The sequence below is a fragment of the Thiomicrorhabdus hydrogeniphila genome (assembly GCF_054656895.1).
Genome location: NZ_BAAHXL010000001.1, coordinates 941,562 through 954,023 on the forward strand (window position 1 = coordinate 941,562; position 12,462 = coordinate 954,023).

13 protein-coding genes are annotated in these 12,462 nt (G+C 34.7%); 9 read left to right on the top strand and 4 right to left on the bottom strand.

Annotated elements, in window-relative coordinates:
- Positions 1 to 46 precede the first annotated feature (46 nt).
- Positions 47 to 1,240, bottom strand: coding sequence for a PfkB family carbohydrate kinase (locus ACYQ0E_RS04090; RefSeq protein WP_460186975.1), 1,194 nt, complete (start codon positions 1,238 to 1,240; stop codon positions 47 to 49).
- A 588-nt stretch (positions 1,241 to 1,828) separates the two neighbouring features.
- On the opposite strand from ACYQ0E_RS04090, the gene fnr reads away from it, so the two are divergent.
- From fnr to ACYQ0E_RS04135, 9 genes are all read left to right on the top strand, one after another.
- Positions 1,829 to 2,572 carry a fumarate/nitrate reduction transcriptional regulator Fnr gene (fnr, locus tag ACYQ0E_RS04095; RefSeq protein ID WP_460186976.1) on the top strand — a complete coding sequence of 248 codons (744 nt, stop codon included), beginning with the start codon at positions 1,829 to 1,831 and terminating at the stop codon, positions 2,570 to 2,572.
- A 478-nt stretch (positions 2,573 to 3,050) separates the two neighbouring features.
- Complete coding sequence (pal, locus tag ACYQ0E_RS04100; RefSeq protein ID WP_460186977.1) at positions 3,051 to 3,593, top strand: peptidoglycan-associated lipoprotein Pal; 543 nt, start codon at positions 3,051 to 3,053, stop codon at positions 3,591 to 3,593.
- A gap of 131 nt (positions 3,594 to 3,724) precedes the next feature.
- The gene (pepN, locus tag ACYQ0E_RS04105; protein WP_460186978.1) at positions 3,725 to 6,358 is read left to right on the top strand and encodes an aminopeptidase N; all 2,634 of its coding nucleotides are present in this window, start codon (positions 3,725 to 3,727) and stop codon (positions 6,356 to 6,358) included.
- A 73-nt stretch (positions 6,359 to 6,431) separates the two neighbouring features.
- A complete protein-coding gene (locus ACYQ0E_RS04110) occupies positions 6,432 to 7,820 on the top strand; it encodes a penicillin-binding protein activator (protein ID WP_460186979.1) in 1,389 nt (462 codons plus the stop codon).
- Between the two features lie 105 nt (positions 7,821 to 7,925).
- Positions 7,926 to 9,017: a hypothetical protein gene (locus ACYQ0E_RS04115; protein WP_460186980.1), complete on the top strand. Its 1,092-nt coding sequence runs from the start codon at positions 7,926 to 7,928 to the stop codon at positions 9,015 to 9,017.
- A 16-nt stretch (positions 9,018 to 9,033) separates the two neighbouring features.
- Complete coding sequence (locus ACYQ0E_RS04120; RefSeq protein ID WP_460186981.1) at positions 9,034 to 9,276, top strand: hypothetical protein; 243 nt, start codon at positions 9,034 to 9,036, stop codon at positions 9,274 to 9,276.
- A gap of 78 nt (positions 9,277 to 9,354) precedes the next feature.
- Positions 9,355 to 9,897: an LPP20 family lipoprotein gene (locus ACYQ0E_RS04125; protein ID WP_460186982.1), complete on the top strand. Its 543-nt coding sequence runs from the start codon at positions 9,355 to 9,357 to the stop codon at positions 9,895 to 9,897.
- Positions 9,898 to 9,966: 69 nt separating this feature from the next.
- Complete coding sequence (locus ACYQ0E_RS04130) at positions 9,967 to 10,257, top strand: hypothetical protein (protein ID WP_460186983.1); 291 nt, start codon at positions 9,967 to 9,969, stop codon at positions 10,255 to 10,257.
- A 133-nt stretch (positions 10,258 to 10,390) separates the two neighbouring features.
- Entirely contained in the window at positions 10,391 to 10,522 is a 132-nt protein-coding gene (locus ACYQ0E_RS04135; protein WP_460186984.1) for a hypothetical protein, read from the top strand.
- Positions 10,523 to 10,611: 89 nt separating this feature from the next.
- Here ACYQ0E_RS04135 and ACYQ0E_RS04140 read toward each other — a convergent pair whose 3' ends face one another.
- The 3 genes from ACYQ0E_RS04140 to flgM all read right to left on the bottom strand — a co-directional run bounded on the left by ACYQ0E_RS04140 (position 10,612) and on the right by flgM (position 12,350).
- On the bottom strand, positions 10,612 to 11,199 hold the full coding sequence (locus tag ACYQ0E_RS04140) for a PilZ domain-containing protein (protein WP_460186985.1): 588 nt from the start codon (positions 11,197 to 11,199) through the stop codon (positions 10,612 to 10,614).
- Positions 11,200 to 11,540: 341 nt separating this feature from the next.
- Entirely contained in the window at positions 11,541 to 12,029 is a 489-nt protein-coding gene (locus ACYQ0E_RS04145) for a flagella synthesis protein FlgN (RefSeq protein WP_460186986.1), read from the bottom strand.
- Between the two features lie 9 nt (positions 12,030 to 12,038).
- A complete protein-coding gene (flgM, locus tag ACYQ0E_RS04150) occupies positions 12,039 to 12,350 on the bottom strand; it encodes a flagellar biosynthesis anti-sigma factor FlgM (RefSeq protein ID WP_460186987.1) in 312 nt (103 codons plus the stop codon).
- Positions 12,351 to 12,462 lie beyond the last annotated feature (112 nt).

Sequence of the window (12,462 nt, forward strand, 5' to 3'; positions counted from 1 at the left end):
GCTTTTTGTTTTATTTGATGTTCGATTAAAGTATTTTTCTTTGTATCTAAGCTAGAAAAACGTCTCCATTTTCATCCAATTTTATTGCCACGCTTACCAGCGATTCATCCCAACAAGGGCCTTCAATACAAAGTCCATCGTCTATATTAAAATAAGCGTCGTGTACTGAGCATTTCATTGTTTTTTCAAAAGGGTTTACATCAATTTTATATGCTTCATTTAAAGGCACGTCTTGGTGTGGACAATTGTTTATAAAGCAACGTACGCCATCTTCGTATTTGATTAACACTAACGATTGACCTTTATCACTCGTCACAACGGTAGCTTTAGCGTTGCTTAATTGGTTAATATTGGCCAGCGCCTTTTCTTCTTTAGTTTCTTTTAATAAATTTCCCAGGCCTGGTTGCATACATTTTTTTGCCGCTAGTTTACTGGCATAAATAACGGCATCTATTAATGGCTTTTTTTCAATTAGAGAATGAATTAAACCAGCATTAAAAGTATCTCCAGCCCCAAGTGTATCTATAACTGGGCTTACCTTTTCTGCTTCAATATGTTCTATTGTGCCACCTGCAGGTTGTAGCCAAACGCCCTCAGTACCCCAAGTACAAACTAAGTTGGTGTTAGCAAGGTCTAGGCTTTCTAATAATTCATGACCGTTGCTAAAGCCTTTTGCTTTAGCATAATGGTGTGAAAAAATAATTAGGTTTACACTCGAAAATAATGCCTCAATTCCATCCCTTGGTTTTTCAACTTCAAGAGATATGGGTTGGTGAGTTAGAAATGTTTTAGATATATTAATCATGCCTGGAAGGTGAGGCATGTTTCTGCCTTCAAAGTGAAGCCAGTCATACTCTTCAATTTCAATCTTGGCAAAAAAATCAAAACTAATTTCAGGAAGGTCGCGATAATGAACAATCGTTCGATGTCCATTCTGAGCATTGAGAGTAATAAAAGAAGTTGGTGTTCGTCCTTTTATAAATTTTTGTATGTGCTCAGTTGAAATATTGCGCTCATTCAGTCCCGTCAATAACTGTTTAGCCTCACTATCAGCAGCAACAGTCGTACATATATCGGTTTGATGGCCGAGTTGATTTAACACATATAAAGTATTATTTACATTACCGCCTGTTGAAATTTGCTTGTTTAAAGCACGCAATTCTTCATCTTCTTGGGGGTGATGCTCAACACTTAAGATTATGTCTAAAACTGAATTTCCAATGCCTAATATTTTTGACATATTTTACTTCCGTAATTTGTGATATCTGCTCACAGTGTAATTAAAGTGTCATTTAATTACCACGCAGTTTCAAGTAATAAATACGATTTAAAAGTTCGCTATAAAATTGGCAAGAATTTTAACATAGCTAATCTGTGTGTGTGGGTGATGTCTTTTTAAATAAAAGTGAATAAATATAAAAAAACCTTGACAACCTCTAAGCCATACTTAGATTTTATTATTTAGAATTTGGATTATATTTAATTTTTAAGGTATTGTTTTATATAATGTATAGGCTTAATTTATGTCGTTATTTTATATAACCATAGTATTTGATTTCTTTTCCACAAAACCTGTGGATAACTTTGTGTGTAAAGTTAGTAAATATCTCTTAAGTGCTTTAAATTAGCCAAAAAACATTAGACTGCCTAAAAATTAAGCAGTCGTTGTTTTATGACAAAAAAGAGAAGTAAAATATATTTTTTATACCCCTATAAGTACAAAAAAATAAAAAATATTCCGTAAAAGATGACAAAATAATTAAAAACGATACAATCAAAAAATAATATATAAAAATAATAATCCTATCTCAAATTCATTAGGGCTACTATGAATCAAGTTAAATCTGCGTTTAACGCAAGTTGTTTAAATTGCGGGTTGCAAAAGATTTGTTTCCCTACGGGGTTGCAAAAATCGGATGTTGATCGTTTAGACACTATTGTGGAGAGAAAGTCTCCTTTAAAAAAGAACCAGTTGGTTTACGAAGCAGGTCAAAAATTTCAGTCTATCTTTGCTATTCGTGCAGGGGTTATTAAGCTTTTTTCTTATTCTGATCTGGGTGAAGAAATTGTTCATGGTTTTTATTTACCTGGAGATGTTGTTGGTTTTGATGGTTTAGTTGATGGCCATTATCTATATAATGCTATGGCGTTAGATAGTACGAGTGTTTGTACCTTACCTTATGATGAGCTTAGTGATTTATCAATGAAAATCCCTAATCTTAACCAACAGATCATGATGGTAATGAGTAAAAAGATGCAGGATGGACGCTTGCACTCTGAATTGCTGATTAAGCGAAATGCAGATCAACGTGTGGCACAATTTATTTGGAATATGGCTGACCGTTATAAAAGCCGTGGTTATACTTATGATGAGTTTCGTTTAAGTATTCTTCACCGAGATGTTGCGCTTTATCTTGGTTTAACACCAGAAACAGTATCTCGAATATTGGCTAAGTTCAATGCTGAAGGGATTGTCAGTTGGAAGAAAAAAGAAGTTATTATTTATAATGAAGCGGCACTTAAAAAAGTGGCGGGCATTAGCAGTTGTATAGAGTGTAAAGAGGTAAGTTAATCTCCACTTAATTTATATGACTATATAATTTGTGGTTATTATTGATTTCAATCAATTCGTATTTGGGTTGGCTATGGTTTAATAAAACCTATGGAAACGTTGTAATTGGATATGCGTTTTTCATAATGTAGCCCATTTACCCAGTCTTTGACTGGGGTCTTTTTTTCTTAATAAATTTAATACCTCGTTTCAAAATCTTATTGAACTATTTTGATACTATTGCTATCTAAATATTTAAGTGATGCGCAAAGTCTTGCCGTTTTTTATTAAGTTACAACGCTATTGTTTACCTTTTATTTTTTACACGACGTTTAAGTATACAAAAAGGACTATTTTCTTTTGTATATAACCATGCGGTAAAAAGTACAAATAATCTATTTTTGTTAAATTTTTACTTTTTTATGATTTTATTGGTTATTTGTTCTAGAATTAGGTATATTAATGATTAATATTATTTATAAAGTTTAGGATGCATAAAATGTCATACAAGAATCTATCTCAGTTATTTTTAGTTGTTTTTTTAGGTTTTGCTTTAGTTGGTTGTAGTTCAACCCCTAAAACAGATACAGATACAGACAACAGTAAAGAAGTTGCAACAGAGCAAGTTAATACAGATATTGAAGCGGCAAAACGCCAAGCTGCAGAACAAGCAGCGGCTGATTTAGCAGCCAAAAAAGCTGAATTACAAGCAATGATTAATGGAAAAGTTGTTCATTTTGATTTTGACCAATCAGAAATTGCCCCATCAAACTATGAAGTAATTAAAGCGAATGCTGATTTCTTATCACTTGAGCCAGATGCTAAAGTAACAATTAAAGGCTATTGTGATGAGCGTGGAACACGTGAGTATAACTTAGCGTTAGGTGAAAGACGTGCACAAGCCGTTCAAAATGCTTTAGTTGCTGAAGGTGTGAGTCCTAGTCGTATTACGGTAATTAGTTTTGGTGAAGATAACCCTGTTGATGACGGACATAATGAAGCGGCATGGGCAAAAAACCGTCGTGCAGAGTTTGATTATTAATCCATTTTTATTTTGCAACAATCACTATTCAAAATCACTGGTTAACGTTTAGTAAACCAGGCTGTATTTTAGAAGCCTTCCTGTCATAATGCCAGGAAGGCTTTTTTGTTTAAATTTACATGAGTTACCCTATGAAAAACGATACCCTTTTAGTTCATCATTTATCTGATTATAAAGCACCAGAATTTACAATTAATTCAATTTATTTAACGTTTGACTTACAACCCTCTCAAACGGTTGTGACGAATAAAATGAATATATTGAACTTGGTTGAACAAACGGAACTGATGCTTGATGGAGAGCAGTTAAAGCTCTTATCGGTCATGATAGATGGTCAAGATATTACACAACAGTGTGAACAGACTGAAGAAGGGTTGAAAGTTCCAGTACCAGGCCTGGTAAATTTTGATTTAACGATTGAAACAGAGATTGCTCCTCAAGAGAATACAGCCTTAGAAGGTCTTTATAGAACAAGCGGCAACTATTGCACACAATGTGAGGCGGAAGGCTTTAGAAAAATCACTTATTTTATGGACAGACCAGACGTACTTTCGCTGTTTACGACTAAAATAATTGCAGATAAATCTGAGAACGCAGTTTTACTTTCTAACGGTAATTTAATTGAATCAGGTGATTTAGCCAATAATAAACATTATGCCGTATGGCAAGATCCGTTTAAAAAACCGTGTTATCTATTTGCGTTAGTTGCGGGTAATCTAGAGCTAATCCAAGACACATATCATACGTTGGATGGACGTGATGTTGATTTAAGAATTTATGTTGAATCTAAAAATAGCGATAAATGTGAACACGCCATGACGTCTTTAAAGAAATCTATGCAGTGGGACGAACAGCGTTTTGGGCTGATTTATGACTTAGACATTTATATGATTGTGGCCGTAGATGACTTTAATATGGGGGCCATGGAAAATAAAGGCTTAAACGTATTTAACTCTAAATTTGTTTTGGCTAAACCAGATACTGCCACTGATGTTGATTACGAAGGTATTGAGGCCGTTATTGGGCATGAATATTTTCATAACTGGACAGGAAACAGAGTTACTTGTCGTGACTGGTTTCAATTAACGCTTAAAGAAGGCTTAACGGTTTTTAGAGATCAAGAATTTACTGCGGATATGTTATCACCTGCTGTGAAGAGAATTGAGGATGTTAAGCGACTAAGAAGTAATCAATTCCCTGAAGATGCTGGGCCAATGTCACACCCAATTCAGCCGCAATCTTATATAGAAATGAATAATTTTTACACCATGACGGTATATGAAAAGGGCGCTGAAGTGGTTCGTTTGTATCACTCTTTGCTAGGTGAGCAAGGTTTTAGAAAGGGGATGAATCTTTATTTTGAAAGACATGATGGCCAAGCCGTTACTGTAAATGATTTTAGAAATGCCATGGCAGATGCCAATAATATTGATTTGTCTCAAATGCATGAATGGTATGTACAAAGTGGTACGCCTACACTTACGGTTAATACTCTTTATAATCCTAAGACACAAAGTTTACAGTTAGAGCTTACTCAATCTATTGCCGCACTTGGTAATAAGTTTAAACCCTTATTAATGCCAGTTAAAGTAGCGCTATTTTCTAAAGATGGTCAAGAATTACCTCTTAAACTCCCTCAGGAGAGTGCAGAATTTGTTACGGTTTCTGATGACGAAGCTTTAATTGCTTTGACACAAAATACACAGACCGTCGTTTTTGAAAACGTTGAGTTAGAGCCAGTGGTCTCAATGTTAAGAGGATTTACCTCTCCTGTTATTCTTGATTACCAACAAAGCGATGCAGATTTAGCAGGCCTGGTACAGTTTGATACGGATAGTTTTGTGCAATGGGAATCCATGCAAACTTTAGCGCTTAGAGAGATTAAACGTAATATCTTAGCTTATGAGCAAAATCAGGCTATGCAGATTTCAGAGCATTTTATAGCGGCTTTTAAAGGCGTGTTAACCAACAATTCTATTGATAATGCGTTGCGATCCTTAGCGTTAACACTGCCTGACTTTACTTATATTGGTGAGCAATATTCACAAGTAAATGTTGACGCTATTTATCATGTTCATCATTGGCTAAAAACAGAGCTATCGCTTCAGTTTAACAATGAATTTACAGGCCTGTATGAGGAGTTAAATGCATTAGTGCAGACTTATCGATACACCAAAGAAGATATTGCAAATCGTAAATTAAAAAATGTCTGTTTAAGTTATTTAATGGTTAATGCTAATAATATAGAGTTAGCGGTCAATCAGCTTGCTCAAGCCAATAATATGACCGATAGTTTAGCTGCATTAGAAACCTTATCGCATACAGATGGTATACAGCGCCAAACCAGTTTAGACGCTTTTTATAAAAAATGGCAAAACGACACTTTGGTTCTAGACAAGTGGTTTAGTTTACAAGCGGCATCACATCATATTCACGCGTTAGAGCATGTTAAAGATTTAATAACACATCCAGACTTTAGTTATACCAATCCAAACAGAGTGAGAAGTGTATTAGGTGTATTTGGGCGATTAAACTTGCTAGGTTTTCATAGAGCAGATGGAGAGGGCTATGTATTTTTAGCTCAACAAGTGAGTAAGCTAGATGCGATTAATCCACAAGTTGCTGCCAGAATAGTGGCACCTTTTACGCATTGGAAAAAATATGATGAAGCACGTCAAATAAAAATGAAACAAGCTTTACAAATGATTTTAAAAACTGAAAACTTATCAAAAGATGTCTACGAAATTGTTTCTAAAACGCTGTAAGCCCCGTTTTAATATAAGTAAAAATATGCGAATCTTGCCAGTCGTAAGTTTTTGCTTTGTATGCAGTTTGCCTATGGCAAGCTTTGCCTATGCAGGTGAGTGGGATGAACTTATTAGTGGAGCAAATAATCAAAATATTGATTCAAGAGGCTCTCAAAATAACGTTCAACCAAGTTCTAGGCTTCAGCAAGTAAAACGGCTAGATCAAGAGATAATGATTTTACGTGCAGAAATGTCTAAAAAAAATGGCGCTGTAAAACAAGTTAGACAATATTTAAGACAGCTTGATAAACAGTTTGTTTTACCAGACTTTAAAAGAAGGGTAGAGCGTTTACATGAATATGTAGATTCAATTCCCGAACAAAAATCATCCTTTTTTTCTTTTTTTTCACATAGTAAAACGATTGATTTTCCTATGCATGATAAAAATGCCGTAGTGGCTATTGTGTTGCCCGTTTCTGGCCCTTATGGCTTTGCTGGCGAAAGCATTCAAAAATCATTGCAAATAGGGTTAAAGCAAGCCGGGTTTACAGGAAAACTTATCGCCATAGATTTAGCGAATTATGATTCTGTTTTTGAAGCTTGGGAGATTCTAAAGTATTACGACCCACAATTTATTTTTGGGCCTTTACAAAAAGATAAAATCAGCCAATGGCAAGCACTTAAAACGGGTGTACCAACACTGTACTTTAATGAAATAACCGCATATACCCAATACGAGTTTAGTTTATCACCAAGTAAACAAGCAGGATTAGAGCAAGTATTTCAAATATTAAATCAATCGTTCTATCAAAGAATACTCGTTTTAAAAGAGCCAGAAGAAACATCTCAAGAACTTGAACAAGCATTTGACCAGGCCTGGTCAAATACCCCACAAGCAAAAGAATATATTACACAAAATGTAGAAAAAACGGTTGGTCAAGCAATTGATAATGGGTTAAATATTAATAAATCAAATGACCGTAAATCTTGGTTACAAAGTGTTTTACATGTTCCGTTAAAATTTACTCCAAGGCCTAGGCAAGACATAGAAGCAATAGTGTCATTTGTGCCGCAAAATTTGGCCATACAAGTTGCACCGTATATTAACTTTATTTCTAATTCAAAATCGATTCCTCAGATTTGGTATCCAAGTAAAACACCCACAGCATATTATTTGTTAAATAACTTAGACGCATGGCAAGATACATTTGCGATTTTGCCAGCAAGTTTAGCGATTGATGTATCTAAAAATAATTCAAAAAATCCATCCTCCAACAAAAATGGCCTATTTTATGCTTTAGGACGTGTGGCGATAGAAATTGTTAAATCAGAGCATCAATCATCTCAGGTAGATACTCTGATTGAAACGGCTAAAGGAACTTATGTTCGAAATGCCAATGGACAATTCTATTTATTGCCAGACGTTTACTGGGCAGATAATGGAGTCTTTGAAAAATTTGTTAGCAATTCAGCAGAATAAAGCACCTAACAAACCTTCATCTTTCACCTTTTTTACCCACAATAATTGTACTTTGAGTTTTTTGCTGAAAAGTGATTGCTCTATGTATGTTTAAGGAAGTATTTAGTGGCTACTACTGACGGAACATTTGATCCTAACGATCTTGAAAGTATCGACGCCTTATTGGATGAGGCGGAGCTTGAGGCTGTATCTGATAACTTAGATGACAGTGAGCAAGTAGAAGATAATTTAGAAATACCTGAAGAATCAACTAATTTAAGTGCTGAGGATGAAGATTTATTGGACTCTTTAGATTCGTTAGATGACTTGGTTTCTCCAGATGCTGAGCCGGAAGTAGTCGGTGTTTCTGAGCCTGTAGTAAAAACAGCCAAAGCCACAAAAGAAGATATTCCAAAGCTGAATATAGAGCCAGAAAAAGACACTGAACAATTGGCAAATGAAGAGATATTAGTTAAGCGTGGCAAAGCACAATCATCAAAAAATTCTAAGGCAGCGGCGAAAGATATGGATTCTATAAAAAAACTTATCATTATATTTGGTTCTATTCTTAGTGTGTTAGCGCTTATAGCAATAGGTATTGGTATTTGGGGCGCTTTATCGGCGTCATCTGCAGGAATGGATGAAGATACACATACATTAATAGAAACCATTAAAGTTTCAACTGAACATAATGGACAAGCGGCACAATCTGCCGAAAAATCGGTTAAGTCGGTAGAGAAAAAGTTAGATGCCTTGGCATTTCAATTAGAACAATTAACTGAAGATGTTGGCAAAATAGGTCAAGTTGCGGCTCCTGCTGAAAATAGCATTATTGATCCTTTAGGACTAAGTGCGCCAGCTACGGATAAAAATCATGCCGGTAATAACGTTGTAAGTGCTCCAGTGTCACCGGCAATAACTAAATCGGTTGGGGTGGCAGACTCAGAGTTAATGAATAAAGTAAGCTCGGTAAATAAAAAATTAATTTCTGCGCAAAGACGCATTAATGAAGTGAATACACGAGTGAAGAAGATACAAGCTCAATATGCCACTTTGATTCATAGCATTAAAACAGTAGAAAAGCAGGTGTTGGTTGAACAAGCTGAAAAAATGGCAAAACAAGAAAAAGCCAAAAAAGCAGCGGATAAAAATAGATATCAATATACAGCGCCAGATGGTGGGTTTTATGACCAATCAGTAGGCGACTCTTATCCTTAATAAAAAGGATGAAACGATGCGGACTTTATACATAATTGTGGTGACATCTCTATTTCTATCGGGATGTGCTTCAAATTCGTTTTTAACAAAGGTAAAAAATAAAACCTTAGTCGTGGCTGAAACAATCGGGTTGATTGAAGAAGATACGATGAAAAAACCAGATTATTATTCAACTTCTCAGTTAAAGAATGATTATGAATACGGTAAAGATTACGACCTAAATAAAATGAGCTGTTCAGAGAGCGGACAGTGTAAATAAAGGCTTTATAAAAAGCCTTCTAATATAAATATTAAACAAATTTTGAGTAAATATTTGAGTAAAAGTGGAGTATAAACCATGAAGAAGCGTTCGATTTTAATTGCTGGACTAGCCAGTGCTTTTGCGCTAACAGGTTGTGTTGGAAATGAGCAAAATGCAACGGCAATGACACCCGTTCATGCTCAACCCGTAGCATCAACGGTTGTGCAACCTAAAAAAGTACCTGAAAAAAAGCCTGAACTGTTAAAAATTACAGGTATTGGTTACGGTGCCGAAAGTACTTATGCCGCTTATACATCTGGTCAAAGACGTTTGATGGCAATTCGTGCCTCTAAACTTGATGCATACAGAGCTTTAGCGGAACAGTTGTATGGTATTAAGATTGATAGTAATACTTCAGTATCAACGTTAACAGCCAAAAATGATAGTTTTAGAGCGCGTGTTAATGCGGTTGTTAGAGGGGCAAAAGTCGTTAGTGTTACCCCTATGGCTGACCATAACTATGAAACCGTTTTAGAGGTACTTGTTGACAAAAAATTCTTTGAAGAAGCTTTTGTATATTCAAGTTCAAGAACAAATGTTATTGATCCTGAAACGGCTTATAAAATAGGTTCATACTAAATTTATCAAATTACTAGGTGTCATCAATGATGTATTTAGTAATCAGTTAAGTGATAGAAGGAATATAGTATGATAGTCAAAAAAGTCATTGTAGGTTTAATGCTTTCCATGTTTGTATGGCAAGGAGTGGCTGATGCGGCAAGTATTAGTACTCGTGTAAGAATTTTAGAAAGTAAAGTTGCCAAACAAAATAAAGTTATTAGAGATTCATCGGAAACTCAAAAGGAAAGTGCTGTTAAAGTTGACAGAGGCTTGGCTAAAATACAGGCGCTTGAAAAAAAGCTTTCTAAATTTATAGATGAAGAGAAGTCTCCAAACAAAAAAGCAGAAAGAAGTGATAAGCGTTACGCTTATCCATAGATGGATAAAACGCACAAAAGTTAGATTAACGCATTTAGACATTTACTCAAATTTTTAGCAAAAGCATCTTATTTTATTAGATACATTATCTTATGAAATAAGGTGCTTTTTTTTGCCTAAATCTTGGAGGCAAGTGAGTCATAAACTAACTTACCTAAAAGAGAGTGATGTACGTTGTGTTTTGGGCAAATATTTAGAAATTGAGACTTTTGCACGAGTCAATGCACCGTTAAAAATGGTTATAATTCAACAGATTATGGTTTAACAACTTGTTAATAGCTGGCGGTTATCGGCATTATTTGTAGCAATTAGGCAGATTTTATACAAGTGTCTCACTCGTAAAAAGGACTCAAATTACGACTTATTCTGTTCTTGATGACGTTTCTTTTGGGCAAACTCAATCTCTTTAGCTTGAACAAAATACACTAGTTTACGTCGGTCATCTTCAGAAAGTGCTTGGTAAGCAAGTGCAATCGTTACGCCAGGAGAACCATCTGCTAATGGTGTGATTTTAACAATGTCACAACGCACTAAGATAGGAGTTTCATTCGATAAAGGCTTGATTAGTAAGTCTACTTTATCGGTAATTTGCACATCATCTTCAACATCAATGGCAATACCGCTTCCACTTAAATTAACCAATCTTTGAGGAATGGCTCTCGTTAATTGCTTTTCATCAACGGTTTGCAGTAAAAAATTGATTTTACTGTTCATGGCTGTTAATGCAGAAGCGAGTAAAGAACTTTTTTGGTTTATGTGAGAGATAACTTCATTAATTTGCTCATCCAGTTGGGATAAGTTTTCCATAAAGTATTCTTCAATGTATTTGGCATCAGGTGACGTCGGTAACAATGTGTTTTCGGCTTCTTCTGTTGTCAAAATACGGTAACTGCATGGCATGATGACGTCAATTCGATAATAAGAACGTTGGTCTTTACGCATAAGGTGTCTCTCTAAGTCATTTCAAAGTTATGTGAGTTAATATTATGTATTATTAGCTCAATAATAATTAAGTTAGTTTATTACAAAAAAGGGTATGAATTTAAAAACTCTTTAATCAAAATAAATGTTAGGAAATATTTTTAAAACGTTCTAACAAAATGACGGAATCATTTTTATTTACATATTTTTTCACAATTTCCCGCGCATCTTACTCGTGTAATAGTCTCTTGTAATAAAAGGGATGATTAAAACAATATCGAATATTAAGCATTAAATACGCCAGGCTAAAGTTATCACTAAATTTAACTTAAGAATTTATAGAGAATGTATTTGGGAAAAGGTTACGCTTTACCCAGTGAACTTTGAGATCCGCTAGAAATGGTTTTTTGACCCTTTGAACCGTATAGTTTTACGTCGTGTTTTTTGCCTGAAATTAAATCAAGTACATGTTTGTTGATGTTGCTAATCATTTTGATAGACATGCCATTGGATAAGTTTTTATCGTGACAAATTTCAAGTTTAACCATTATTTCGGCAATATGATTTTGCGTAACTTTTTTTAAGGCATTAAATTCAGGGCTATTTTGCAGGGTATTTAGACTTAAACCAGAAGGCGTTAGAATACTTTCAATTTTAGTGGTGACAATTGTTAACTGGTTCGCTAATTGGTTTTTTATATTAGCCGTTTCAAGAAGTTGTTCAGGAAGGTTTTTTTTAATACACTCAGATTCGGTATCGAGCGTAGAAGAGAACTGATCGAGTAACGGACACAGTTCCTCAATGAGTGAGGAAAATTGAGGAGAGTGTAAGTCGTTTACTTGATCAGTCATACTAAAGTATTAAGCCTTTGAAAAAAGTGCTTCTGTTTGAATAAGTTTTTCTGCAATTGTTTGAGTATCAACTTGATAAGAGCCATCTTGAATAGCTGCTTTAATCGCTGAAACTTTTGCTGAATTATCAATATCCACATTTTTAGACTGTGTTTCTAAATCCATAACTTGCGATAACACATCCGTTAATGTGACTTTATCTGTACTTGCTGTCGTACCAGAAGATTGCATATTGCCTTCTTCCATACCTTTAAGATTTGGTTTTACCGATTCATTTGCTCTGTTTGCAGCAACGTTAGCGGTTAAATTTTTAATATCCATTTTCTAGCCTCACCTAGTAATTACTGTCATTTTAACAGTATTATTTTTTCTTTCTAACCTTTGTAACGGCAAATAATTGAAAGCTTTAGAAAAAAATACGTTTTTTTTAAAA

Excerpts from the sequence above, each read along its gene's own strand:
- pepN (WP_460186978.1), top strand. The coding sequence starts at position 3,725 with ATGAAAAACGATACCCTTTTAGTTCATCATTTATCTGATTATAAAGCA.
- ACYQ0E_RS04130 (WP_460186983.1), top strand. The coding sequence starts at position 9,967 with ATGATAGTCAAAAAAGTCATTGTAGGTTTAATGCTTTCCATGTTTGTA.
- ACYQ0E_RS04125 (WP_460186982.1), top strand. The coding sequence starts at position 9,355 with ATGAAGAAGCGTTCGATTTTAATTGCTGGACTAGCCAGTGCTTTTGCG.
- ACYQ0E_RS04140 (WP_460186985.1), bottom strand. The coding sequence starts at position 11,199 with ATGCGTAAAGACCAACGTTCTTATTATCGAATTGACGTCATCATGCCA.
- pal (WP_460186977.1), top strand. The coding sequence starts at position 3,051 with ATGTCATACAAGAATCTATCTCAGTTATTTTTAGTTGTTTTTTTAGGT.
- fnr (WP_460186976.1), top strand. The coding sequence starts at position 1,829 with ATGAATCAAGTTAAATCTGCGTTTAACGCAAGTTGTTTAAATTGCGGG.
- flgM (WP_460186987.1), bottom strand. The coding sequence starts at position 12,350 with ATGGATATTAAAAATTTAACCGCTAACGTTGCTGCAAACAGAGCAAAT.
- ACYQ0E_RS04145 (WP_460186986.1), bottom strand. The coding sequence starts at position 12,029 with ATGACTGATCAAGTAAACGACTTACACTCTCCTCAATTTTCCTCACTC.
- ACYQ0E_RS04090 (WP_460186975.1), bottom strand. The coding sequence starts at position 1,240 with ATGTCAAAAATATTAGGCATTGGAAATTCAGTTTTAGACATAATCTTA.
- ACYQ0E_RS04110 (WP_460186979.1), top strand. The coding sequence starts at position 6,432 with ATGGCAAGCTTTGCCTATGCAGGTGAGTGGGATGAACTTATTAGTGGA.
- ACYQ0E_RS04120 (WP_460186981.1), top strand. The coding sequence starts at position 9,034 with ATGCGGACTTTATACATAATTGTGGTGACATCTCTATTTCTATCGGGA.